The 23,460-nt window shown below is 74.3% G+C and carries 19 protein-coding genes and 3 pseudogenes; 11 read left to right on the forward strand and 11 right to left on the reverse strand.

Annotated elements, in window-relative coordinates:
• Positions 1-249 precede the first annotated feature (249 nt).
• Positions 250-1,551, forward strand: a complete 1,302-nt coding sequence (paaK, locus tag ACWH4W_RS24360; protein WP_473077990.1) for a phenylacetate--CoA ligase PaaK — start codon at positions 250-252, stop codon at positions 1,549-1,551.
• Positions 1,552-1,588: 37 nt separating this feature from the next.
• On the opposite strand, the pseudogene ACWH4W_RS24365 reads toward paaK, so the two are convergent.
• Positions 1,589-1,820, reverse strand: a pseudogene (locus ACWH4W_RS24365) (TetR/AcrR family transcriptional regulator); the annotation flags it as partial.
• A 146-nt stretch (positions 1,821-1,966) separates the two neighbouring features.
• Here ACWH4W_RS24365 and ACWH4W_RS24370 point away from each other — a divergent pair.
• Positions 1,967-3,742, forward strand: coding sequence for a serine hydrolase domain-containing protein (locus ACWH4W_RS24370; RefSeq protein ID WP_473077991.1), 1,776 nt, complete (start codon positions 1,967-1,969; stop codon positions 3,740-3,742).
• Between the two features lie 57 nt (positions 3,743-3,799).
• Here the strand turns inward: ACWH4W_RS24370 and ACWH4W_RS24375 are convergent, their stop codons facing one another.
• From ACWH4W_RS24375 to ACWH4W_RS24385, 3 genes and pseudogenes are all read right to left on the reverse strand, one after another.
• Entirely contained in the window at positions 3,800-5,368 is a 1,569-nt protein-coding gene (locus tag ACWH4W_RS24375) for a phytoene desaturase family protein (RefSeq protein ID WP_473077992.1), read from the reverse strand.
• 89 nt (positions 5,369-5,457) lie between these two features.
• A pseudogene (locus ACWH4W_RS24380) lies at positions 5,458-5,748 on the reverse strand (tetratricopeptide repeat protein); the annotation flags it as partial.
• A gap of 117 nt (positions 5,749-5,865) precedes the next feature.
• Positions 5,866-6,237 carry a four-helix bundle copper-binding protein gene (locus ACWH4W_RS24385; RefSeq protein WP_473077993.1) on the reverse strand — a complete coding sequence of 124 codons (372 nt, stop codon included), beginning with the start codon at positions 6,235-6,237 and terminating at the stop codon, positions 5,866-5,868.
• A gap of 146 nt (positions 6,238-6,383) precedes the next feature.
• Here ACWH4W_RS24385 and ACWH4W_RS24390 point away from each other — a divergent pair, with 146 nt between their 5' ends.
• On the forward strand, positions 6,384-6,746 hold the full coding sequence (locus tag ACWH4W_RS24390) for a DUF6479 family protein (RefSeq protein WP_473077994.1): 363 nt from the start codon (positions 6,384-6,386) through the stop codon (positions 6,744-6,746).
• A gap of 90 nt (positions 6,747-6,836) precedes the next feature.
• On the opposite strand, the gene ACWH4W_RS24395 is transcribed toward ACWH4W_RS24390, so the two are convergent.
• Positions 6,837-7,586, reverse strand: a complete 750-nt coding sequence (locus ACWH4W_RS24395; protein ID WP_473077995.1) for a transposase family protein — start codon at positions 7,584-7,586, stop codon at positions 6,837-6,839.
• A 286-nt stretch (positions 7,587-7,872) separates the two neighbouring features.
• Between ACWH4W_RS24395 and ACWH4W_RS24400 the strand changes: the two genes are divergently transcribed.
• The 5 genes from ACWH4W_RS24400 to ACWH4W_RS24420 all read left to right on the forward strand — a co-directional run bounded on the left by ACWH4W_RS24400 (position 7,873) and on the right by ACWH4W_RS24420 (position 12,022).
• Positions 7,873-8,379: a SigE family RNA polymerase sigma factor gene (locus ACWH4W_RS24400; RefSeq protein WP_473077996.1), complete on the forward strand. Its 507-nt coding sequence runs from the start codon at positions 7,873-7,875 to the stop codon at positions 8,377-8,379.
• An 11-nt stretch (positions 8,380-8,390) separates the two neighbouring features.
• The gene (locus ACWH4W_RS24405) at positions 8,391-8,822 is read left to right on the forward strand and encodes a cellulase (RefSeq protein ID WP_473077997.1); all 432 of its coding nucleotides are present in this window, start codon (positions 8,391-8,393) and stop codon (positions 8,820-8,822) included.
• A gap of 229 nt (positions 8,823-9,051) precedes the next feature.
• Positions 9,052-10,299 carry a dolichyl-phosphate beta-glucosyltransferase gene (locus ACWH4W_RS24410; protein WP_473077998.1) on the forward strand — a complete coding sequence of 416 codons (1,248 nt, stop codon included), beginning with the start codon at positions 9,052-9,054 and terminating at the stop codon, positions 10,297-10,299.
• Entirely contained in the window at positions 10,296-11,549 is a 1,254-nt protein-coding gene (locus ACWH4W_RS24415; protein WP_473077999.1) for a hypothetical protein, read from the forward strand. Before ACWH4W_RS24410 ends, ACWH4W_RS24415 begins: the two co-directional genes overlap by 4 nt.
• Positions 11,550-11,728: 179 nt before the next feature.
• Positions 11,729-12,022, forward strand: coding sequence for a hypothetical protein (locus ACWH4W_RS24420; RefSeq protein WP_473078000.1), 294 nt, complete (start codon positions 11,729-11,731; stop codon positions 12,020-12,022).
• Positions 12,023-12,107: 85 nt separating this feature from the next.
• On the opposite strand, the gene ACWH4W_RS24425 is transcribed toward ACWH4W_RS24420, so the two are convergent.
• From ACWH4W_RS24425 to ACWH4W_RS24445, 5 genes are all read right to left on the reverse strand, one after another.
• On the reverse strand, positions 12,108-13,133 hold the full coding sequence (locus tag ACWH4W_RS24425; RefSeq protein WP_473078001.1) for a hemolysin family protein: 1,026 nt from the start codon (positions 13,131-13,133) through the stop codon (positions 12,108-12,110).
• Positions 13,130-14,467, reverse strand: a complete 1,338-nt coding sequence (locus ACWH4W_RS24430) for a hemolysin family protein (RefSeq protein ID WP_473078002.1) — start codon at positions 14,465-14,467, stop codon at positions 13,130-13,132. Before ACWH4W_RS24430 ends, ACWH4W_RS24425 begins: the two co-directional genes overlap by 4 nt.
• Positions 14,468-14,679: 212 nt before the next feature.
• A complete protein-coding gene (locus tag ACWH4W_RS24435; protein WP_473078003.1) occupies positions 14,680-17,103 on the reverse strand; it encodes a phosphoketolase family protein in 2,424 nt (807 codons plus the stop codon).
• Positions 17,104-18,270: 1,167 nt separating this feature from the next.
• Positions 18,271-19,185: a universal stress protein gene (locus ACWH4W_RS24440; RefSeq protein ID WP_473078004.1), complete on the reverse strand. Its 915-nt coding sequence runs from the start codon at positions 19,183-19,185 to the stop codon at positions 18,271-18,273.
• Positions 19,186-19,547: 362 nt separating this feature from the next.
• A complete protein-coding gene (locus tag ACWH4W_RS24445) occupies positions 19,548-20,495 on the reverse strand; it encodes an RNA-guided endonuclease InsQ/TnpB family protein (RefSeq protein WP_473078005.1) in 948 nt (315 codons plus the stop codon).
• Here ACWH4W_RS24445 and ACWH4W_RS24450 point away from each other — a divergent pair.
• The 3 genes and pseudogenes from ACWH4W_RS24450 to ACWH4W_RS24460 all read left to right on the forward strand — a co-directional run.
• Positions 20,455-20,598 (forward strand): hypothetical protein, encoded by a 144-nt coding sequence (locus ACWH4W_RS24450; protein WP_473078006.1) that lies wholly within the window; start codon positions 20,455-20,457, stop codon positions 20,596-20,598. The genes ACWH4W_RS24445 and ACWH4W_RS24450 overlap by 41 nt on opposite strands.
• Before the next feature lie 146 nt (positions 20,599-20,744).
• Entirely contained in the window at positions 20,745-21,032 is a 288-nt protein-coding gene (locus ACWH4W_RS24455; protein ID WP_473078007.1) for a DUF1876 domain-containing protein, read from the forward strand.
• Between the two features lie 293 nt (positions 21,033-21,325).
• Positions 21,326-21,691 (forward strand): annotated as a pseudogene (locus tag ACWH4W_RS24460) (sporulation protein); the annotation flags it as partial.
• Positions 21,692-21,945: 254 nt separating this feature from the next.
• On the opposite strand, the gene ACWH4W_RS24465 reads toward ACWH4W_RS24460, so the two are convergent.
• Positions 21,946-23,328 (reverse strand): LCP family protein, encoded by a 1,383-nt coding sequence (locus tag ACWH4W_RS24465; protein WP_473078008.1) that lies wholly within the window; start codon positions 23,326-23,328, stop codon positions 21,946-21,948.
• Positions 23,329-23,460 lie beyond the last annotated feature (132 nt).

Consider the following 23,460-nt stretch of genomic DNA (forward strand, 5'->3'; position numbering starts at 1 on the left):
GTCCTGCGGACAGGCCGTGGGAGGGGTGCGGATGACGGTCGCGGGGCGGGTGCGGGGCGGTGGGGGCTGGTCGCGCGGTTCCCCGCGCCCCTCAGGGCATCGTCGTCGCCGCGTCCTCGAACCGCGCCGTCGGGGAGAAGCGCAGGCCGGGCTCTTGCACCGGACGGCGGTCGACTGCGTTACTGGGGCCCGTGGCACACGACCGAATGATCGGTCGACGGCAAGAGGACGGTTGGAGGGAAGGTCCTGATGACTCAGGCGGCGGACCTGCCGGACCCGGCGGAACGGCTCGGCCTCGACGGGTTGCGGGCCCTCCAGCTGGAGCGGCTGCGGAACTCCTTGCGGCACGCGTACGAGAACGTGCCGTTCCACCGGGAGTCCTTCGACAGGGCGGGCGTCCACCCCGACGACTGCCGTTCGCTGTCCGACCTGTCCCGCTTCCCCTTCACCACCAAGACGGACCTGCGGGAGAACTACCCGTACGGCATGTTCGCCGTCCCGCGCGAGCGGATCCGCCGGCTGCACGCCTCCAGCGGCACCACCGGGCGCCCCACGGTCGTCGGCTACACGGAGAACGATCTGTCCATGTGGGCCGACGTGGTCGCGCGGTCGCTGCGCGCGGCGGGCGGCAGGCCCGGCGACATCGTCCACATCGCGTACGGGTACGGCCTGTTCACGGGCGGCCTCGGCGCCCACTTCGGCGCCGAACGCCTCGGCTGCACGGTGATCCCCGCCTCCGGCGGCATGACGTCGCGGCAGGTCACGCTGATCCAGGACCTGAAGCCGTCGGTCATCATGGTGACCCCGTCCTACATGCTCACCCTGCTCGACGAGTTCGAGCGGCAGGGCGTCGACCCGCGCTCCACGTCCCTGCGCGTGGGCGTCTTCGGCGCCGAGCCGTGGACGGAGCAGATGCGGCGGGAGATCGAGGAGCGGTTCGCGATCGACGCGGTCGACATATACGGGCTGTCCGAGGTGATCGGCCCGGGTGTCGCGCAGGAGTGCGTGGAGACCAAGGACGGGCTGCACATCTGGGAGGACCACTTCTTCCCGGAGGTCGTCGACCCGGTCACGGGCGAGGTGCTGCCCGAGGGCGAGCGGGGCGAGCTGGTGTTCACCTCGCTCACCAAGGAGGCCATGCCGGTCGTCCGGTACCGGACCCGGGACCTGACCCGGCTGCTGCCGGGCACGGCGCGGGTGTTCCGGCGCATGGAGAAGGTGACCGGACGCAGCGACGACATGGTGATCCTGCGCGGGGTGAACCTCTTCCCCACGCAGATCGAGGAGATCGTGCTGCGCACCCCGGGCGTGGCGCCGCACTTCCAGCTGCGGCTGACCACGCGCGGCCGCATGGACCGGTTGACGGTGCGCGCGGAGGCCCGCCCGGACGCGGACGCGGCGGCCCGGGAGGCGGCGGCCCGGTCCATCGTGCAGGCGGTGAAGGACGGCATCGGCGTCTCGGTCGAGGCGGAGATCGTCGACCCGGAGTCGCTGGAGCGGTCGGTGGGCAAGATCCGGCGCATCGTGGACCTGCGGGAGCGGCGCGGCTGAGACCCGCCCGGGGCGGCTCGGCCCGCCGCTCGCCGGTCACGGTCCGCTCGGCCGCGGCCGCCGCCAGCCGGTCCCGTTCTCGGGGTGAACACGTCCGGCAGGGTGAGCTGTCCGACGACCAGCCAGGTCAGGGCGAGGTACAGCAGCTTGACGGCCGTGGCGTCACCGGGGAGGCCGGAGCCCTCGCGGTGGTGGACGTCGGCCTCGACGTCCGCCCGGACGCGCTCGGTGAGCACGGTGCGCAGTCCGGGCCGGCGGGTGGCCTCCAGCGGAGTGACGGCCTTCGCACGGCCCCGCCCGCCCGTTGTCCACAGCCATTGACAACCCGCACCCCTGACACGAAAGTTTCATCTCGCGCAGTGATGTCCGGAAGTTACTTTCAGACGGCTCGGGCTGGACTCGGGAGGGTGGACGGATGGCGGACGGCAGAGGGATCAGTCGGCGGCACGTGGGCATGGGGGCGCTGGCGCTGGGCGGGGGGCTGGCGTTCGCCTCGTTGCCCGCGGATCCGGCAGCCGCGGCGGCCGCGCCGCGTGGCGGCGGACGCCCGGCGCTGCGGCACGGGTCGGCGCAGCGGGCCGGGCTGCGGCCCGAGCCGTTGAAGCAACTCGTCGCCGACGCCGAGACGTTCCTCCAGCCCTCCCCGGAACACCCCTGGTACGCGGGGGCCGTTCTGCTCGCCGGGCGGGGGCACACGGTCGCGCTGCACCGGCCCATCGGCATGGCCGTGCGCTACCAGGCGTACGACGAGGAGACCGACACCGGCGTCGAGTTCCCGGCGGAGCAGCGGATACCGATGGCCGAGGACACCGTCTTCGACCTGGCGTCGGTGTCGAAGCTGTTCACCTCGATCCTCGCCGTGCAGCAGATCGAGCGGGGCCGGCTGACGCTGGAGGCGCCGGTCGCCTCGTACCTGCCGGACTTCGGACGGGCCGGGAAGCAGGACGTGACGATCCGGCAGCTGCTCACGCACACCTCGGGGTTCCGCGCGTGGATCCCGCTGTACACGGCGCCGACGTACGAGGAGAAGGTGCGGCGCGTCTACGACGAGGCGCCGACGAGTCCGCCGGGGACCGCGTACCTGTACTCCGACCTGAACCTGATCTCGCTGCAGCTCGTGCTGGAGCACGTCACCGGCCGCCCGCTGGACGTGCTGCTGCGCGAGGAGATCACCGGGCCGCTGGGCATGCGCCGCACCCGCTACAACCCTCCGGCGTCCTGGAAGCCGAAGATCGCGGCCACCGAGGACGCCCGCAGGCCGTGGGCCGGGCTGGACCGGGGGCTGGTGTGGGGCGAGGTGCACGACGAGAACGCGTACAGCCTGGGCGGGGTCGCGGGCCACGCCGGTGTGTTCTCCGACGCGTGGGACCTGGCGGTCCTCGCGCGGACGCTGCTCGACGGCGGTGTCCGCGGCCGGGAGCGGATCCTGCTGCCGGAGTCGGTGGAGCTGATGTTCACCGACTTCAACACCGCGTTCCCGGGCGACGAGCACGGCCTGGGCTTCGAGCTCCACCAGCACTGGTACATGGGCGCGATGGCCACGCCCCGCACGGCCGGCCACACCGGGTTCACCGGCACGGCGCTGGTGCTCGACCCGACCACCGACTCGTTCCTCGTCGTCCTGGGCAACTCCGTGCACCCGGTGCGCAGCTGGCGGTCCGGGTCGGCGCCCCGGGTGGCCGCCGCCAACCAGCTGGCCCGCGCGGTGCCGGTGCGTCCGGCCCGGGGGCGCACGGCGTGGTTCTCGGGGATGGCGAGCGCGGCCACGGCGACCCTCGCGCTGCCGGCGCTGGACACCTCGTCCGGCGCGGCCCGGCTGAGCTGCGCGCTGTGGTGGGACACCGAACCGCGGGCCGACGTCCTGGTCCTCGAGTCATCGGCGGACGGCGGGACGGCCTGGGAGCCGGTGCCGTTCACGACGCGGCGGCGCGGCGCCGCGCCCGAGCGGCACCCGACGGGCACGGCCACCGGCTGGTCCGGCCGCGTCTGGCACGACCTCACCGCCGATCTGCCGACCGCCCCGGGGCTCGTCGTGCGCTGGCGGTACACGACGGACCGGCTGTACGTCGGGCGCGGCGCCTACGTCGACCGGCTGCGCGTCGAGAAGGGCCGCCGCCGGCTCTTCGACGAGGCCCGTCCCGCGGACGCGGCGCGCCTGCGGGCGGAGGGCTGGAGCCGGGAGGACGGCTGAGGCCGGGCCACGGCCGGCCAGGACTGACGGCCCGGCCGGCCGTGGCCGGCCGGGCCGTCAGTCCTGGCCGGCCTCCAGCACCGCCATCGCCGCGTTGTGCCCCGGCACCCCGCTCACCCCGCCGCCGCGCACCGCGCCGGCGCCGCAGAGCAGCACGTTGGCGTGGGCCGTCTCCACGCCCCAGCGGCCGGTGCCGTCCTGGGCGTGGGGCCAGGACAGGTCGCGGTGGAAGATGTGGCCGCCGGGCAGCCCGAGGTCGCGTTCCAGGTCGAGCGGCGACCTGGCCTCGACGCACGGGCGGCTGTCGGCGTCCGTGGCGAGGCAGTCGGCGATCGGCTCGGCCAGGTGGGCGTCGAGCTGGGCCAGCGTCGACTTCAGCAGTTCCTCGCGCACCGCCTCGTTGTCCTGTTCGAACAGCCGCGCCGGCGTGTGCAGTCCGAACAGGGTGAGCGTCTGGTAGCCCCGCGCCGCCAGGTCGGGCCCGAGGATCGAGGGGTCGGTGAGCGAGTGGCAGTAGATCTCGGAGGGCGGCGCGTCGGGCAGTCGTCCCGCGGCGGCCTGGGCGTGCGCGGCGGCCAGCTGCTCGTAGCCCTCGGCGATGTGGAAGGTGCCGGCGAACGCCTCGCGCGGGTCGACGGAGCTGTCGCGGAGCCGGGGCAGCCGCTCGAGCAGCATGTTCACCTTGAGCTGGGCGCCCTCGGCGGGCGGCGGGGGCGTGTCACCGGTGAGCCGCGCCAGCTCCTCCGGTGAGGCGTTGACCAGGACGTGCCGGGCGGTGACGACGCCTTCGCCGTCGGCCGTGCGGTGGGTGACCTCGGCGGTACGGCCGTCGGTCTCGACGCGTACGGCCCGGTGGCCGGTGGCGATGACCGCGCCGGCCGCGCGGGCGGCGTCGGCGAGCGCGTCGGTGAGCGCGCCCATGCCGCCGACCGGGACGTCCCAGGCGCCGGTGCCGCCGCCGATGACGTGGTAGAGGAAGCAGCGGTTCTGCTTCAGTGAGGGGTCGTGGGCGTCGGCGAAGGTGCCGATGAGCGCGTCGGTGAGGACGACGCCGCGCACCAGGTCGTCGGCGAAGCGCTCCTCGACGGCGACGCCCAGGGGCTCCTCGAAGAGGATCCGCCAGGCCTCCTCGTCGTCCACCGTGCGGCGCAGCTCCGCACGGGTGGGCAGCGGCTCGGTGAGGGTGGGGAAGACCCGGCGGGCGACCCGGCCGGTCAGGTCGTAGAAGTCCCGCCACGCCCGGTACTCGCGGTCGGAGCCGGTGAGCCGGACGAACGCCTCGCGGGTGCGTTCCTCGCCGCCGCCGACGAGCAGACCGGTGGGCCGGCCGCCGCGTTCGGCGGGGGTGTACGAGGAGATGGCGCGGGTGGAGAGCCGGACGTCGAGTCCCAGGTCGGCGAGGATCTTCCGGGGCAGCAGGCTGACCAGGTACGAGTACCGGGACAGGCGGGCGTCGACGCCCGCGAAGGGGCGGGTGGAGACCGCCGCGCCGCCGGTGTGCTCCAGCCGCTCCAGCACCAGGACGGAGCGCCCGGCACGGGCGAGGTAGGCGGCGGCGACGAGGCCGTTGTGGCCTCCGCCGACGACGACGGCGTCGTACGTCCGGGACTCCTGAGCTGCGGTCATGGTTCTTCGTAGCACGTGGCGATCGCCCGCGGCCAGAGGAGACCAGGGGGACCGGGACGGCCGGCCGGGGCCGGCGGGGTGACGGACCGCGCGCCTCCGGCCAGACCCTGCCCGCGAAGCGACGCCACCCGCCCGTACAACTCCGCCGCCTCTCCCGGACGGCCCGGGCGCTCCGGGCGGTGGGCCTCGTCCTCACGGGCGGCGAGGGTGTCGGGGTGGTCCGCGCCGAGGACCCGCTCCCGGGCGTCGGCCGCCCTCCGGTACTCGGCGAGCGCGTGCGCCCATCGCCCAGCCGGCCCGGCACGGCGGCCGACCAGGGCATCCGGGTGGCCGGCGCCGAACACCCGCTCGCGCAGGGCGGCCGCCTCGCGGGACTCGGCCGGGTCCGGACGGACCACGACGCCTCCGCCATGGTCCACCCGGCCTCCCCCGCAGGGCGACAACCCGCCCGAGTGCCCACGGGGCCGGGAGGCGGCCGGGGACGTGGCGGGAGGGGGTCAGTCGAGGGTGGCGAGGAATTCGGTGCAGGCCCGCGCGCAGGCGCGGCAGGCCTCCGCGGTCCGTTCCGCGCCGGGATGCCCGTCGAAGATCTGGGCGCTCTCCAGGCACACCTGGCGGCACCACTCGACCTGCATACGGATGGTGGCCTCGTCGGCCTGGTTCTGCTCGGACAGCACCCGGCAGGTCGCGTCGCAGACCTCCGCGCACATGATGCCCTTGCGTCGTACGAGTTCCTGGTTCTCGGCGCCGTCGGGGTCCACGAGGCCGGCCCGGGTCGCGCAGGCCCGGGCGCACTCGGTGCAGGCCTGGGCGCAGGCGAACCGGTCCTCCAGGAACCGGAACAGCTCCTCCTGCGATGTCGTCGTCACACCGCGCGGGTTGCCCCCGTGCGAGGCGTCAAACCCGGCCGGCCCAACGTTCCCAAGGGCTGTACGGCGTCCCGCGGGCGGGTCCGGCGGGGGCGATCTGGTTCGGGGCGGGGACCCGGGGTACCCGCGAGGACATGATGAACGCGATGCAGACAGCCGACCTGGCGGCGGGACGCGGTGCCCTGGGCGTCGGTCTGGTGGTGGCCGGGATCGCGGTCCTGACCCTGCTGATCGGCATGTTCCTGTTCGGCAGCCGCCGGGTCCGCAACAACGACTCGCACCGGCCGCGGCCCGAGGAGCAGCCCCGGATGCCCGAGGGCGGTCCGGTCCGCGAGGTACGGGAGCACCGGGAGCCGGAGGAGATGCCGCGGACCGAGGAGCGGCTGAGCCCGCACGAGCTGAAGGGCCACGGCAACGCGGGCACCCGCACCGGCGCCGGCGAGGGGCGTCCCCGCTGGAACGAGGGCGGCGGCGGAGGCTTCGGCAGCGGCGGCCCCGGCGCCCACTGACCTCGACGGTCCCGGCGAACGCCGGGGCCGTCGCCGTGTCGGCCGCCTTCTCGGCCGGCCGCTCGGGAACCGGCAGGGCAGTGAGCATTTTCAGCGCTGCCTCTCCAGAGTGAGGACGGCTCTGGCGATGACAGTCATGAGGTTGGGGCTGCAGCGTGCTCTGCGGAAGATTCGCCAGGACTTCAGGCGGGCGACTCCGCGTTCGACGGGTGCCCGGGCCGCGGACAGGGCCCGGTTGACGGTCCGCTCGGTGGGGGTGAGTTCGCCGTTGGGCGGGCGGCGCTTGGCGGTGGTGACCCAGTCTCCGGCTCCGATGTAGGCCATGTCGGCGAGGACCGGGACGCCCTGGCGTTCGCAGATTCGGATGATTTTGTGAGTGCGGGCGGCCGTCAGGTCGTGGGTCCGGCCCGGCAGCGCCGGGGACAGCCACAGGACCTCCCCGGCAGGATCCGTGACGACCTGCACGTTCACGCCGTGCCGTTTGTGCTTGGACGAATAGTCGGCCTGCCCGTCGCCGACCCGGTCGCACTCGGCAAGGGTGCCGTCCAGGAGCGCGTAGTCGGGGTCCGTCTCCCGAAGTGCCTTCAGCAGTCCTGGCGCCTTGTCCGCCAGGTGCCGGACGACGGTGGTGACGTAGGCGTGGGCGGTGCCGACGGATATGCCGAAGCCCGCGGCGAGCTGCGTGAGGGTGTCGTGCCGCCGGAGGTAGACCAGGGCGACGAGAGCCCGCTGGTGAGGCGGGAGCTTGCAGCGGCGGTCACTCTCACGGGTGACGATGAGCATGGTTACCCACTCGACCAGGGCGTGAGGCAGGTCGAGTGAGGCAGGATAGGGAACCAACGAGGCTCCTGTGCTGATGAGTTGAGACGTCGAACACCTCTCTCAACGGCACGGGAGCCTCGTGCGTTGCGGGTGTCGGCCTCGTCACCCATCTGGTGGCCACTCTGAAAGTGCTCAGTGCCTCTCGGCACTGCCCTTTTCGTGTGTGCGGCGCCGCTGCGGCCGCGCACACGACCGCACCCTTCACGGGACGTGAGGCGGGTCACAGGGGTGTACTGCAGCGTTTGCCCGGCCCCAGGGTCTTCTTACAGGTGCAAGGGGTTGCACGGACACGGGGCGGTAAGGGATGCAGCGGTTTCGGGCCGACGGCTTCGACGAGTTCGTGGCCGCCCGCTGGTCGGCGCTGCTGCATGTCGCGCGTCTGCTCACCGGCGGCGACCGCCAGCGCGCCGAGGACCTGGTGCAGGAGGCCCTGGTGAAGTTGTGGTTCGCCTGGCCGAAGGTCGCCGAGCAGGCGCCTGAGGCGTACGTCCGCCAGGTGCTGGTGCGGCTGGCCGCGCGGTCGGCCCGCCGCCGCTGGTGGGGGGAGCGCCCCGTGGACGAGCTGCCCGACCGGCCCGGACCGGGCGACGTGTCCGCGTCCGTCGCCGAACGCTCGCGCCTCGAAGCGGCGCTGGCCCTGCTGACGCCCCGGCAGCGGGCGGCGGTGGTGCTGCGCTACTACGAGGACCTGCCCGAGGGCCAGGTGGCGCAGGCCCTCGGCTGCCCGGTCGGCACGGCCCGCTCCCACGCGTCGCGCGGCGTGGCGCGGCTGCGGCAGATCCTGTCCGACTCCGCCCGGCCCGTGACGTGAGGGGAGCAGCGATGGACGACTTCGAGCGCGAGCTGACGCGCATGATGCGCGAGGGCCGGACGCCCGCCCCCTTCGAACCGGGGCAGCGGGCGCGCCTGTACCAGGGCATCCGGGCCCGTCGCCGGACGCGGGTGCTGGTGCGGGCGGGCGGTTCCGCCCTCGCGGTGGCCGGGCTGAGCGTCGGTCTGGCGCTGCTGCCCCACCTCGGCTCCGGGCCCGCGCCGGCCGACCTGCCCCTGCCGGCGACCGGGTCGACGGCCCCCTCGCTGTCCGGCGGACCGACCGGGACCCCGTCCGGCACCACGGAGCCGAGCGCGTCACTGCCGCCGCCCCGGACGTCCGAGCCCGGCACACCGGGCGGTCCCCCGCCGGAGACGACCGGGCCGGTCACCACGGAACCCGGCTACGGCGGCACCCCGACCTCTCCCCCGCCGAGCGGATGACCCCGAGCGGATGACCCCGAGCGGATGACCCCGAGCGGATGACCCCGGGCGGATGACCCCGGGCGGATGACCCCGGGCGGATGACCCCGGGCGGATGACCCCGGGCGGGCCGCGAGCCCGGCCGACCCGCCCGCGGACCACTCGACGGGTGTATTTGGCATGTCCAGATCAGCCTCGGCCTCCCCACCTCATCACCGCGACCCCAGGCGTACGCCGGAAAGGGACCCGCATGAGAACCGCCCGGCGGTCCGCACCGCCCCTCGGCCCCGAGCACCACCGCTCCGAGCCCGTCCTGGAGGTGGTCGTGCCCGTGCACAACGAGGAGCGCGACCTCGAACCCTGCGTCCGCAGGCTGCACGCGCACCTCGCGGAGACCTTCCCGTACCCCTTCCGGATCACGGTCGCCGACAACGCGAGCACCGACCGCACCCCGTGGATCGCCGCCCGCCTGGCCGGGGAGCTGCCCGGCGCCCAGTGGGTGCGGCTGGAGGAGAAGGGACGCGGACGCGCCCTGCACACCGCCTGGTCCCGCTCCCCCGCCCCGGTGCTGGCGTATCTCGACGTGGACCTGTCCACCGACCTCGCGGCGCTGCTCCCGCTCGTCGCGCCGCTGATCTCCGGCCACTCCGACCTCGCCATCGGCACCCGGCTGGCCCCCGGCTCCCGGGTCGTGCGCGGACCGAAGCGGGAGATCATCTCGCGTTGCTACAACGGGCTGCTGCGCGGCACCCTCTCCGTCGGGTTCACCGACGCGCAGTGCGGTTTCAAGGCGGTCCGGCGGGAGGTGGCCGAGCGGCTGCTGCCGCTGGTGGAGGACCGCGAGTGGTTCTTCGACACGGAGCTGCTCGTGATCGCCGAGCGGGCCGGGCTGCGCATCCACGAGGTGCCGGTGGACTGGGTGGACGACCCCGACAGCCGGGTCGATCTCCTCCCCACGGCGCTCGCGGACCTGCGCGGCATGGCCCGGCTGGGCCGGGCGCTGGCCCGGGGCCGGCTGCCCCTGGCCGCGTTGGGCGGCGCCAGGACGGCCGCCGGCCCCACGGTCCCGCCGCCCGGCCGCCGCACCCAGCTGCTCCGGTTCGCCGCCGTGGGGGCCGGCAGCACCTTGCTGCACCTCGCCCTGTACGTCCTGCTGCGTCCGGCCGCGGGGGCCCAGGCGGGCAACGCGCTCGCCCTGCTCCTCTGCACCCTCCTCAACACCGCCGCCAACCGGCGCTTCACCTTCGGCGTGCGCGGGCGCGCGGGACTGCCGGCCCATCACCTCGGCGGACTGGCGGCCCTCCTGGCCGGTCTCGCCCTCACCGGCGGTGCGCTGGCCGTCCTCCACCACGCCCTGCCCGCCGCCGGTCCCCGGGCCGAACTGACGGTGCTGGTCGCCGCGAACCTCGCCGCCGCCCTGCTCCGCTTCCACCTCCTGCGCGCCTGCGTCCTCCCCGGCCGCCGCTCCCCCCGTACGACAGGGATCCCCGCCTCATGAGCAGCACGACGACCCGCCGGGCCGACCCGGCAGCCGTCCCGTCCCCGCCCGCGCCCGGCCCCCGTGAGCGGCTGCGCCGCCTCGCTTCCCGCCTCGGGCCCGTCCTCGCCGTGTACGGGGTGCTCAAGCTGACGGGCTTCACCGTGTTCCTGGTCCTGCTGGACTCCGCCGGCGACTTCCGGGAGAAGCACGTCAGGTTCGGCGGCGGCGCGCACCCGTGGGACGTGCTGGGGAGCTGGGACGGCTGGTGGTACCAGCAGATCGCCCTGCACGGTTACGACCCCGCCCTGAAGCCCGTCCCCGGCGCGACCGGACTGATCACCCTGGAGGGCGACTCCGCGGCGTTCTTCCCGCTGTATCCGGCGCTGATGCGGCTGGTCATGGAGGTCACCGGACTCGGCCCGTACGGCGCCGGGATGACCGTCTCCGTGGTGTGCTCCTTCGTCGCCGCGCTCGGCGTCCACGCCGTGACCGCGCATCTGGGCGGACGCCGGGCCGGGCTGGTCGCGGTGGGCCTGTGGGCGGTGTGGCCGGGGTCCGGCACGGAGTGGGCGGTGTACTCCGAGTCGCTGTACACGGCGCTGGCCGCCTGGACCTGCTGGGCCGTGACGACCCGCCGCTGGGCGGCCGCCGGGGTGCTGGCCTTCGCCGCCGGGCTGACCCGGCCCACGGCGGTCGCCCTGGTCGCCGCGCTCGCCGTCGCGGGACTGCTCGCGGTGGCCCGGCGGCGGGAGGACTGGCGGCGTCCGCTGGCCGCCGTGGCGATCGCCCCGCTGGGCACGGCCGGCTACCTGGCCTGGGTGGGATACCGGATGGGCGACTGGGGCGGTTACACCAAGCTCCAGGAGGGCGCCTGGGGTCACACCTTCGACTACGGACGGCACAGCCTCGACGTGCTGACCTCCGTGCCGGTCGGGCACTTCGACTACCTGTTCGCCATGCCGATGGAGGACATCATCGGGGTCGGGGTGGTGCTGCTGGTGCCGGTGCTGACCGTGCTGCTGGTGCGGCTGCGCCCGCCGGCCGTGCTGGTGGTGTACACGGTGCTGTCGTACCTGATGGTGATGGCCACCCAGCAGTACTTCGGCAACGTCTCGCGTTATCTGCTCCCGCTGTTCCCGCTGTACGTGCCGCTCGCCCTGGCCATGCGCCGGCTGAGCGGGCCCGTGCTGGCCGCGGTGCTGGGCACGGCGGCGGTGGCGTCCGGGTCGTACGCGGGGTACGTCCTCTTCGAGCTGGGCGTGCCGTAGGCCGGGCGGGGGCGACGTCGTCCGCCGCCGGGTGGGGACGGGGCCGGCGCAGTACGCTGAGCGCAGTCGGCCACCGGGAGCTTCCCATGTGGAAACGCAGGAGGCACGCACGTCGGTCCGCCCCCGTCGCACCGGAGTTGTGCGATCTGTGTGCGAGAACGTTCCCGCCGGAGGAGGCGGTGCGGGGGCATGTGGCGGACTCCTCGGCCGTGCGTCCCGACGATCCGCTGCACGACGGTCTGCGCCGCGTCACCGCGTGCTGCGAGGCGCACCTGGACCTGATCCGCGCCGCCTACCGGCGGCGGCCCTTCGTCCAGGAGGAACTCTGGGCGGGCAAGATCAGCCGCGTCCTGACGTCCGGCACGCCGGTCCTCGGCATGATCGAACTGGCGTGCCGCACGGGTCTGGACGAGCCCGACATCCGCCGCGCGATCGCCTGGCACAACGAGCGTCGCCGGCGCATGGACGGGTGACTGCCGGCGCATGTGGCCGCGGCCCCGGCCGGACGGGTGTCCGGCCGGGGCCGCGGGGTGTCGCCGGTGCCGGCGGCGCGGGAGGTCAGGCCGGGGCCGGGGCCGCCGGGCCGACCAGTTCCGTCAGGACGTCCTCCATCGTCACGAAGCCGATGACCTTGCCGTTCTCGCCGACGGCCGCGGCGAGATGGCTGCCCTCCGCGCGGAGCGCGGTGAGCGTGTCGTCGAGCGGGGTGTCGATGCGGACCCGGGTGACCTTGTGCAGCGCGGTGAGCGGGAACGGCCGGTCCCGTTCGGTCACGCCGAGGGTGTCCTTGATGTGCAGGTAGCCCAGGAGCGCGCCGTCGGGGCCGGTGACCGGGAAGCGGGACAGGCCCGCCTCGGCGGCCACGCGCTCCAGGCGCGTCGGGGTGACCGTGTGGTCGACGGTGTGCATCCGCCGGGCCGGGACGAGGATCTCGCCGACCGGGCGGGTGCCCAGTTCCAGCGCGTCCCGCAGCCGCTCCCCGTCCGCCGGGGTGAGCAGTCCCGCCTCGCTGGAGTCGACGACCATCCGGACGAGCTGGTCGTCGGTGAACACCGACTCCACCTCGTCCTTCGGCTCGACCCGCAGCAGCCGCAGCAGGACGTTGGCGAAGGCGTTGATGCCGAACACGAAGGGCCGCAGCGCCCGGGTGAGCCACACCAGCGGCGGGCCCAGCAGCAGCGCGCTGGGCACCGGCGCGGCGAGCGCGATGTTCTTCGGCACCATCTCGCCGATCAGCATGTGCAGATACGTGGCGAGGGTCAGGGCGATGACGAACGCGATCGGGTGGACCAGGGCGTCCGGGACGTTCACCGCCTCGAAGGGCGGCTCCAGCAGGTGCGCGATGGCCGGTTCGGCGACCGCGCCGAGCACCAGCGAGGACACCGTGATGCCGAGCTGGGCGGTGGCCATCATCGCGGACAGGTGTTCCAGCGCCCACAGGGTCAGCCGGGCGCGCTTCTCGCCCGCGAGGGCGCGCGGCTCGATCTGGCTGCGGCGCACCGAGATCAGGGCGAACTCGGCGCCCACGAAAAAGGCGTTGGTCAGCAGGGTGAGGACACCGATGGCGAGCTGCAGGACGGTCATCGGGCCTCCTCCATGACCTCGGCGGCCGGCAGGACGGCCGGGGCGGTGACGCGTATGCGGTCGGCGCGGTGGTGCTCGACCGCCAGCACGTCGAGCACCCAGCCGTCGACCTCCACGAAGTCGCCGGCGACGGGGATGCGGGCCAGGCGGGTGGCGATCAGTCCGGCGACCGTCTCGTACGGGCCGTCCGGGGCGGGGAGCCCCAGGTCGGTGAGCCGGTCGAGACGGAGACCGCCGTCGGCCTCCCAGACCGCTCGGCCGTCGGCCGTGGGCGGTGCGGGCGCCAGCTCGGGCACCTCGACGGGGTCGTGCTCGTCGCGGACCTCACCGACGACCTCCTCGACGATGTCCTCCACGGTGGCGACGCCCGCCGTGCCGCCGTACTCGTCGATGACGACGGCCATGGCGCGGTGGGCGCGCATGCGCTCCAGCAGCCGGTCGGCGGGGAGGCTGTCGGGGACCAGCAGCGGCGGCGTGGTCAGCTCGGTGACGGGCGTGGTGGCGCGCCGCTCCGGCTCCAGGGCCAGCACGTCCCGGATGTGGACGGTGCCGACGACCTCGTCGAGGCTGTCCCGGTAGACCGGGAAGCGGGACAGGCCGGTGGCGTGGCTGAGCACGGCGGCGTCGGCGGCGGTGGCGTGCACCTCCAGGGCGCAGACGTCGACGCGCGGGGTCATCACGTTCTCGGCGGTCAGCTCGCTCAGGTGCAGGGTGCGGACGAACAGCTCCGCGGAGTCCGCCTCCAGGGCGCCCTCGGCGGCGGAGTGCCGGACGAGCGCGCCCAGCTCCTCGGCGGTGCGGGCGGACGCCAGCTCCTCCGCGGGTTCCAGGCCGAAGCGGCGCACGAAGCGGTTCGCGGTGCCGTTGAGGTGGTTGATGAACGGGCCGAAGGCGGCCGTGAAGGCGCGCTGCGGTCCCGCGACGACCTTGGCGACCGCCGCGGGACGCGAGATGGCCCAGTTCTTCGGGACCAGCTCGCCGATCACCATCAGCACGACCGTGGACAGCGCCACACCGAGCAGCGTGGCCACGGTCGGGGCGGCGGCGCCGAGGCCGGCCGCCCGCAGCGGGTCGCGCAGCAGGGCGGCGAGGGACGGCTCGGCGAGCATGCCGATCACCAGGGAGGTGACGGTGATGCCGAGCTGGGCGCCGGACAGCTGGACCGTCAGACGGCGTACGGCGGCCAGCGCTCCGGCCGCACCGCGCTCACCGGCGGCGGCGGCGCGCTCGAGTTCGGCGCGCTCGACGGTGGTGAGGGAGAACTCGGCCGCGACGAACACCGCGCAGGCCAGCGTCAGCAGCAGGGCGAGCAGAAGCAGCAGGACCTCGGTCACCGTGCCACCCCCGCTCCCTGTCGGGCCGCATGACGCGGACTGCGGGTGGTGGCACGGTTACTACTGGGAGGATCACCCATCGGGGGACCGTCGCTCCTTTTCCAACAGTACGAAGATGTGTGGAAGCAGAATGGCTGCTTCCACGCCAACTGTAAAGGACCCGCAAAGTACCCCGTGCGTGTATGCGCCGGTCCGGGGAGCGCGCGGCCCGGTCAGCCGTCCCAGGTCCAGTCGGCGACCTCCGGCAGGTCGGTGCCGTGCTCGCGGATCCACGCGTGGTGGCGCAGGCGGACGTCCTCCATCCGCTGCCGTACCGCGGCGGCCCGCACCGCCAGGCCGGGGACCCGGTCGATGACGTCCATGACCAGCCGGTAGCGGTCCAGGTCGTTGCGGACCACCATGTCGAACGGCGTGGTCGTGGTGCCGATCTCCTTGTAGCCGCGCACGTGCAGGTGCTGGTGCCCGGTGCGGCGGTAGGCGAGCCGGTGGACCAGCCACGGGTAGCCGTGGTAGGCGAAGATCACCGGTTTGTCCGCGGTGAACAGGCCGTCGTACTCGAAGTCGGACATGCCGTGCGGGTGCTCCTCGCGGGGCAGCAGACGGGCGATGTCGACCACGTTGACGACCCGCACGGCCAGCTCGGGCAGATGCCGGCGCAGCAGCTGCGCGGCCGCCACCACCTCCTGGGTGGGGACGTCGCCCGCACAGGCCAGCACCACGTCGGGTTCCCGGTCGCCGGTCTCGGTGCCCGCCCAGCCCCAGATGCCGGCGCCGCGCGCGCAGTGCGTCCTCGCCTGCTCCATGGACAGCCAGTCGAAGCAGGGCTGCTTGCCGGCCACGACCACGTTGACGTAGTCGCGGCTGCGCAGGCAGTGGTCGGCGACCGACAGCAGGGTGTTGGCGTCCGGCGGCAGGTAGACCCGTACCGCCTCCTGGCTCTTGTTGAGGATGTGGTCGACGAAGCCGGGGTCCTGGTGGGAGAAGCCGTTGTGGTCCTGGCGCCACACGTGCGAGGTCAGCAGGTAGTTCAGCGAGGCGATGGGGGCGCGCCAGGGCAGGCGGCGGGTGACGCGCAGCCACTTGATGTGCTGGTTGACCATCGAGTCGACGATGTGCACGAACGCCTCGTAGCAGGAGAACAGGCCGTGCCGGCCGGTGAGGAGGTAGCCCTCCAGCCAGCCCTGGCAGGTGTGCTCGGAGAGGATCTCCATCACCCGGCCGTGCCGGTCGAGGTCCTCGTCCACGTCGAGCGTGCCGGCCTGCCACGCCTTGCCGCTGGCCGCGTACACGGCCTGCAGGCGGTTGGAGGCGGTCTCGTCGGGGCCGACCAGCCGGAAGTCGCGCCGGTCCGCGGTGGCCCTCATCACGTCCTCGAGGAGGTCGCCGAGCACCCGGGTCGGCTCGTGCCGGGTCGCCCCCGGCTTGTCCACGGGGACGGCGTGCCGCTCCAGCGGCGGCAGCGGCAGCTCGCGCAGCATCAGCCCGCCGTTGGCGTACGGGGTGGAGCCGAGGCGGCGGGCGCCTTCGGGGACGCAGGCCAGGACGTCGGCCCGGGGGCGGCCGTCCTCGTCGAACAGCTCCTCCGGCCGGTACGACCGCAGCCACGCCTCGAGCTGCCGCAGGTGGCCGGGGTCGTCGCGGACGCCGGGCAGCGGCACCTGGTGGGAGCGCCAGGTGTCCTCGACGGGCTGCCCGTCGACCTCGGCGGGCCCGGTCCAGCCCTTCGGGGTGCGCAGGACGATCATCGGCCAGCGGGGGCGTCCGGTCGCGCCGTCCTCACGTGCGGCGCGCTGGAGGGCGGCGATGCGGTCGAGGGCGGTGTCCATGGCGCGGGCCATCGCCCGGTGAACGGCGGCCGGGTCGTCGCCGGTCACGTACAGGGGGTCGTGGCCGTAGCCCCGCAGCAGCGCGTCCAGCTCGTCGTCGGGGACGCGGGCGAGCACGGTGGGGTTGGCGATCTTGTAGCCGTTCAGGTGCAGGATCGGCAGGACGGCGCCGTCGTGGACGGGGTCGAGGAACTTGTTGGAGTGCCAGGAGGCGGCCAGCGGGCCGGTCTCCGCCTCGCCGTCGCCGATCACGCAGGCCACCACCAGGTCCGGGTGGTCCAGCGCGGCGCCGTAGGCGTGGGACAGGGAGTAGCCGAGCTCGCCGCCCTCGTGGATGGAGCCGGGGGTCTCGGGAGCGACGTGGCTGGGGACGCCGCCGGGGAACGAGAACTGCTTGAACAGCCGCGCCATCCCCGCCGCGTCCCGGGTGATGTCCGGGTACGTCTCGGTGTACGACCCCTCCAGCCAGGACCCGGCCAGCACCGCGGGCCCGCCGTGCCCGGGCCCCCACACGCACAGGGCGTCCAGGTCGCGGGCCCGGATCACCCGGTTCAGGTGGGTGTGGACGAGGTTCAGGCCCGGCGAGGTGCCCCAGTGGCCGAGCAGCCGCGGCTTCACGTGCTCCGGGCGCAGCGGCTCGGTGAGCAGGGGGTTCGCCATGAGGTAGATCTGGCCGACGGCCAGGTAGTTCGCGGCGCGCCAGTGCGCGTCCAGCGTCCTCAGCTCGTCCTCGCCGAGCGCAGCGAGATGGGGGTCCCCCCGGCCGGAGGCTGGGGGAGGGGCGGAGGCCTGGGGCGTGTCGACGGACATCGTGGTGTCCTTCCGCGTCGGGTGGTTCCGGAATGCCTGGGGCGCCTGGGGGCGCCTGGGGGGGTTCCTTCGGGTGCGTACCCTCCTCAGCTTCCCCGGGAGGCCGGGGTCCCGACAGGGCCGCGTGGGCCATCTGCGGGGCGCCGTCCGGCCGGGGGCGCTTTCGGTCGAGGTCGGGCGCGATGCCGGTACGGCCACCCGCGGGCCGGGGCCCTCGTGCCGCGCGGAGCGGCGCGGCGAGGGCCCCGGCCGGCGGGGAGGGCCGCCCGCCCTCAGTCCTCCTCTCCGTGCTCCTCTCCGTGCTTCTCTCCGTGCGGGACCACGACGACCGGGCAGGCGGACCGGTGGAGGGCCGTGTGGAGGACGCGGCCGAGGCGGGGGCCCGGGCGGTCCCCGTGGCGGCGGGCGCCGACGACCGGCAGGCCGGCCGTGTGGGAGGCGTCGACGAGGACTTCCGGGCGGGGCCCTCGACCGTGCGGGGGCGCGCCTCCAGGCCGGCCGGGACGCCGCCAGGGCCGCGTCCAGTTCCTCGGCGGCCCGCTTCTGGTACAGGCGGGCTGCCTCGCGCGGGAGCCGCTCGGCGCGCTGCCGGAAGGTGCCGTCGGCCAGGAGGCCGGACTCGGCGGTGTGCCCGGGGACCGGCTCCCTGAGTTGACCAGCCGCAGCGGCAGGCCGCGCAGCAGCGCCTCACGGGCGGCCCACTCTGCGGCGGCACGACTCTCGGACGAGCCGCCGTGGCCCACGGTGACGGCGCGGAGCACGGGTTCCGCCTCCCGTTGCGGGACCCTTCCGCGGCGGGCCCCTCCGCTGCCCACGATCGCGGCGCGGGCCGCCCCGCGGCAGAGGCCGCCGGTCCCGCCCGCCCGGGCCGTTGGACCCCGCGTCCCGGGCCCGCCCGGACCGGGTGGGGACGGGTGGTCGCCGGCGGCCGGACGGGGACGGACCCGTCCGGCGGCGTGGAAGTGGCGCCGTCGAAGCGGGACCGCACGCGCCGGTCACGGGGACGGCCGCGACCGTGCCCTGACAGCCGGTCAGCACGTCCCCCGGAGGCCGGGGGCGGTCAGCCGGGCACCGGACCGAGCAGCACCGGCGTCCAAGGGGACGCCCACGGCGCCGGGCAGGTGTCCGACGCCGTACCAGGCGGGCGTGCGGGCGTGCCGACACCGGTCACGGGAGGGACGTGGACCCGCGGTCGTCCGCATGCCAGCCGTGCGGTACGACCGCCAGGGGACAGCGGGCCTGATGGACCATGGCATGGGCGACGGGACCGGTCCGCGGCAGCGCGGACCGGCCGGCGATCCGGTGCCCGACGACCAGCAACCGCGCGTCGGAGGCCGCCTTGAGCAGGGCGCCCGCGGGCTTGCCCTCGGCCACCGTCTCCAGGACCTGGACGTCGGGGTACTTGTCCCGCCACACCTGCAGCACGGCGGACAGGAAGCGCAGCCACTCCCCGGCCCGCTCCTGGTCACCGGCCGGGCCCGCGTCGGCCGCGCCCAGGGTGAGCCGGTCGGGCGCGCGCCAGGCGTGCAGGGCCCGCAGCCGCGTACCGCGCCGACGGGCGGCCTCGAAGGCGAAGGCGAGCACCTCGTCGCAGGGTTCGATGACGTCGACCCCGACCACGACGTCCTGCCGGCCCTCCCCGTACGGTCCCGTCTCCTCCCCCGCAGCGTCGGTGCGTACGAGGACGACGGGACGGGTGGCCCGGGCCACGACGCCGAGCGAGACGGAACCGACGAGGAGACCGGCGACCCGGCCGAGCCCGCGCGAGCCGAGGACCAGGGGATCGGCGTCCTCCGCGGCCCGCGCGAGGGCGGCGGCCACGGGCCCCTCGGCCTGGACCTCGTGCACCCGTACGTCCGGCCGGACGGCACGGACGTGTTCGGCCGCCTTCTCCAGGACCCGCCGGGCCAGGCGGTGGTCGGCGGACCGGGCGGGATCCGTGCCGTTCCGCCGCGGGTGCCGGCTCCGCACGTGCAGCAGCCGCAGGCCGGCTCCACGGCGCGCGGCTTCGTGGGCCGCCCACGCGGCGGCCGCCAGGCTCTCGGCGGAACCGTCGACACCGACGACTACCGGCGACTCCATGACAAGCACCTTTCGATCGGAGCGTCCCCCGCCGACGCCCAGCGTCGCCGGGGCGGTGGCGGGCGGGGAGGGGCTACCAGGCCCTGCCCCCGGGCCCGACAGGCCCCGACCGGGCCGGAACGCGGGGGCCGACGGACCGACGGGTGGTGAGCCGACGGGGTGACGGGGCGGTGGGCCGGCGGGCCGTTCACAACGACGGCATCTCGGACAACTGGGCCGATCGGCCCTGTTCCCGGCCCCCTGCGGCCCTGGAATCCGCACGGCGGCCGCCGGAAGCTGGAAGCAACCGCTCCCGGCGGGCCCCCGTCCCGCCGGCGACACCCCGCGCTGTGAGGAGGTTCAGCGTCGACTTCTTCCCCCGCTTAGAAGCGGGGGGTTCCAGCGGTCGCCCGCTGGGGTTTCCGCTTCACAGCCGGCTGCCCGCCCGGAGTGCTCCGTTGAGGTCTTGCACCAGCTCCACAGACAGACACCGTCAGCCCGACGGCCAGAAGGTTTCTCGCTGCGTTCACGTCCCGGTCGTGCACCGCCCCGCAGGCGCACGTCCAGGTACGCACGTGCAGCGGCATCCTGCCCTGCAGAGCGCCACAGTCCGAGCACAGCCCGCTGGAGGGGAAGAAGCGGTCGACGACCACGACGTCCCTGCCGTACCAGGCGGCCCTGTACTCCCGCATCGACCGGAACTCGGCCCAGGCAGCATCGCTGATGGCGCGGGCCAGGGCCGGGTTTTTGACCAGGTTGCGCACGGTCAGGTCCTCGATCACGAGCGTCTGGTTCTCACGCACGAGTCGAGTGGTCAGTGTGTGCAGGTGGTCCCGCCTGCGGTCGGCGATCCGGGCATGAATTTCGGCGAGCTTGCGGCGGGCCTCGGCCCGGTTGGCCGAGCCCTTGGCCTTCTTCGCCAGGGCCCGCTGGGCTTTCGCCAGGCGGGCCCGGTCGCGCCGCTCGTGCCTGGGGTTGGTGATCTTCTCCCCGGTGGACAGGGTCAGCAGGTGCGTCAGCCCGGCGTCGATCCCGACGGCCCTGTTCACGGCCGGCAGCGGCCGCACCGAGGGATCCTCCACGAGCAGGGACACGAACCAGCGCCCGGCCGCGTCCTGCGACACCGTCACCGTGGACGGCGATGCGCCTTGGGGAAGCGGGCGGGACCACACGATGTCCAGCGGGTCGGTCATCTTGGCGAGGGTCAGGCGGCCGTCGCGGAACCGGAAGCCGGAGGTGGGGCGGGCGGTGCCCCTGACCGGCCAGGTGGAGCGGCGCAGCGACAGCGACGTGGCGGTGCGTGCGGCGAGCCGCCTCGACGGGGTGGTCACGGTCGTCGACCAGTTGTCGTACCGGGTCGACGACACGCGGCCGCGTCCGGCCGGGGCGGCCCCCGCACCCGCGGAGCCCGAGGGCCGGGCCGCCCACCCGTGACCGGTACCGGTGCCGCCGGTGCCGGGGTACCCGGTCCCACGGCACCGGTACCGGGACCGTCGGCCCGGTGTCCCGCGTCCGCCGGAGCCGGATGCGGGCGTGGAGCGGCCGGCACACCCCGGACCACCCCGGCTGAGGAGGCAGTCATGTCGCACACCCTGGAATGGAAGACCCGCGTCCACCTCTTCGAGGAGGAGGGAACGACGAAGGCGCGCGCCACCCTGGAGACCGGGACGACGACCCTCACCGGTCACGGCGCCGCCCACCGGAACCCGGCGGACCCGGACGTCCCGGAGATCGGCGACGAACTGGCGGCGGGCCGCGCCCTGCGCGACCTGGGCCGGCAGCTGCTGGACCTCGCGGAGCGCGACGTCGAGAGCGTGGGCGCACGGGGCGGCGCGGAGGACGGCCCGGTCCTGGGCTGGTCCCTGTAGCCGGCCGCCTCCCTCACAGCGGGCGCCGGGGCGCCCCCGTGGCCCCGGCGCCGCACGGGGGTGGCCGGCCGACGGAGGCTCCGGCGCTCACCGCTGCGTGAGCTCGAGGAGTCTGCGGGCCCGTGTGGACCGGCTCATGCGGTCCACGTTCCCCTTTCCCCCGCCCTCTCCCCGAGGCGGAGGACGCCCCGCGGGCCCGCTCGCGGACGTGGAGGACACCGAGGACGCGTACGTGAGGGAGCCGGAGCTCCCCGGCGTCAAGAAGGACGACGTCACCGTGGAGGTCGCCGACGAAGCGTGGCGGCTCCCTCTCCGGCGGCCACGACGCGCCGGCCAGGTTCACCGTCGGCCACCACGACTCCCGCGACTGGAACGCTGACGTCGAGGACCGGGTACGCCAGTTGGTCGAGCACAGGGCCTCACACGGTGCCTACGGCCACGGCGGCCCGTACGCCGGGGGACACGGCGGGCACTACGGTCACGGCGACCATCACCACGACGACCACCACCGATCCGGTCCCGGTATGGGGACCGTCGTCGCCGCGGGTGCCGCCGGTCTGGCGGTCGGCGTTGCCGGCGTTGTCGGCGGCATGGTCGCGGCCGAAGTCGTCGACGAGGTCGGTGACTTCTTCGAAGGCGACGAGGAGGACGAGGGCTGACGGCAGGCCCCGGCAGGCGGTGGAGGACGCACAAGCGGGGGGGTGGGCAGGCACTTCTCCCCACCCCCCCGCCGACAACTTCTACTCGCTGTGGAAGAACCGCTGTCCGGAGCACCCGGGTCCGGGCATCCTCCCGGCACGTACGGAGGTCTCATGGCCCCGTGGGACCGCGCCCTCGACTCCACCGAGATCGCCCGGCCGGCCGCCGAAGGGAACACTGCGGACGCCTGGCTCGGGGCTCGGACTCGGTCGCCTCACCGGATGCCCTCGGGATCGAGGTCGGTTCCGACGACCAGGGTCACAGTGCCGGCGGCAGCGCCCGTGTCCTGCCCGGCCCGCACACCGGGCAGCCGGGAGGCGAGCACTTCGGCCCGGTCGTCCAGGCCCGGCGGATGACTGACCGTGGTGGTGCGGGTGGTCGCCGGGGCGTTGCCCGTGCCGACGATCGTGAAGCCGGCCTCGCGCAGCTTCTCGGCGACGGCGGCGGCGCGCCCGGAAACACCGGTGCCGTTGAGGACCTGGACACGCACGGAGGAGGCGTACACAGGGGTCTCGGCGTCCGCCCGGAGTTGCTTCTTGTCGACCTCCTGGTCCTTGGCCAGGGCGGTGAACAGGTCGGCGGCCTGGGGGTACTGCCACACGATGTTGGCCTTGTCGGTGGGCACGTCGGCCTCGCGCGGGTAGTTCGGCACGGTGAGGAAGGTCAGGCGGTCGGCGGGGATGCCCTTGAGTTCGGACGCGAGGCCGTACAGCGGCTTGACGCCGGCCAGGTCCTCGTCCGTGGTCAGGGACTCGGTGGCGGACTCGAGGAAGCCGTACAGCGCACTCGGGCTCGTGAGTTTGGACTGCGCCTTCTCGACCAGTGCCTGCATGAATTCCTGCTGGCGGCCGATGCGCCCGGTGTCGGAGCCGTCGCCGATGCTGTAGCGGGCGCGTACGTAGCCGAGCGCCGCCTCGTCCCTGACGGTCTGGCAGCCTGCCTCCAGGTCCAGGTGGGCCTTCTCGTCGTGGATGGCCTGCTCCGGGCAGACCTCTATGCCGTCCAGGGCGTTGACCATGCCTTTGAAGCCCTGGAAGTCGACGGACACGAAGTGGTCGATGCGCAGGCCGGTGCCGGCTTCGACGGTCTTGATGGCGCAGGCGGCGGCCCCGGCGACCTCGCCGCTGGTGCCGCCGATCGCGAACGCCTCGTTGATCTTGGCGTGGTGCGGGGCGGACGTGGTGCCGTCGCCCTTGTCGCAGGCGGGTATCCCCACCCACGAGTCGCGCGGGAGCGAGACGACGGTGGCCCACTTCCGGTCGGCGGGGACGTGCACGACCATCAGCGTGTCCGACTGCATGGTGGTCAGGCCCTTGCCGTACTTCGCGTTGTCGCCGTCGCGGCTGTCGGAGCCGACGACCAGGATGTTCTTCGAGCCGGGGCTGAGGTTGACCGGACGGTCGCCGCCGAGCTTGTCGTCGACGTCGGCACCCTGGATGTTGTCGTCCAGATCCTTGTAGACCCAGGCGCCGACACCCGCGACACCGAGGACGAGCACGGAGCACACACCCGCGCTCCACGCCAGGACCCTCCCCCGCCTCGTCAGCCGGACTCTTTCCGTTCCGGCCGGCGCGCGCCGCCTTCCCGTTCCGCTCACTGGCGCTCACTCCTCAGCCTCGATCGCGTCCGTCCGTTGCGCCCGGACCTACGACCCCCATGGCCGCCGAACGGGTGAACTCTACACGCCTGTAGAGACAAGGAGGGGAGGGGCCGCCTCATCGCCGCCGGA

The organism is Streptomyces sp. DSM 120436, assembly GCF_055778765.1.

What these genes read in the sequence shown, in the direction of transcription:
- ACWH4W_RS24440 (WP_473078004.1), bottom strand. Translation starts at nt 19,185, where the DNA reads ATGGAGTCGCCGGTAGTCGTCGGTGTCGACGGTTCCGCCGAGAGCCTG.
- ACWH4W_RS24435 (WP_473078003.1), bottom strand. Translation starts at nt 17,103, where the DNA reads ATGTCCGTCGACACGCCCCAGGCCTCCGCCCCTCCCCCAGCCTCCGGC.
- ACWH4W_RS24415 (WP_473077999.1), top strand. Translation starts at nt 10,296, where the DNA reads ATGAGCAGCACGACGACCCGCCGGGCCGACCCGGCAGCCGTCCCGTCC.
- paaK (WP_473077990.1), top strand. Translation starts at nt 250, where the DNA reads ATGACTCAGGCGGCGGACCTGCCGGACCCGGCGGAACGGCTCGGCCTC.
- ACWH4W_RS24425 (WP_473078001.1), bottom strand. Translation starts at nt 13,133, where the DNA reads ATGACCGTCCTGCAGCTCGCCATCGGTGTCCTCACCCTGCTGACCAAC.
- ACWH4W_RS24405 (WP_473077997.1), top strand. Translation starts at nt 8,391, where the DNA reads ATGGACGACTTCGAGCGCGAGCTGACGCGCATGATGCGCGAGGGCCGG.
- ACWH4W_RS24375 (WP_473077992.1), bottom strand. Translation starts at nt 5,368, where the DNA reads ATGACCGCAGCTCAGGAGTCCCGGACGTACGACGCCGTCGTCGTCGGC.
- ACWH4W_RS24400 (WP_473077996.1), top strand. Translation starts at nt 7,873, where the DNA reads ATGCAGCGGTTTCGGGCCGACGGCTTCGACGAGTTCGTGGCCGCCCGC.
- ACWH4W_RS24390 (WP_473077994.1), top strand. Translation starts at nt 6,384, where the DNA reads ATGCAGACAGCCGACCTGGCGGCGGGACGCGGTGCCCTGGGCGTCGGT.
- ACWH4W_RS24370 (WP_473077991.1), top strand. Translation starts at nt 1,967, where the DNA reads ATGGCGGACGGCAGAGGGATCAGTCGGCGGCACGTGGGCATGGGGGCG.
- ACWH4W_RS24410 (WP_473077998.1), top strand. Translation starts at nt 9,052, where the DNA reads ATGAGAACCGCCCGGCGGTCCGCACCGCCCCTCGGCCCCGAGCACCAC.
- ACWH4W_RS24455 (WP_473078007.1), top strand. Translation starts at nt 20,745, where the DNA reads ATGTCGCACACCCTGGAATGGAAGACCCGCGTCCACCTCTTCGAGGAG.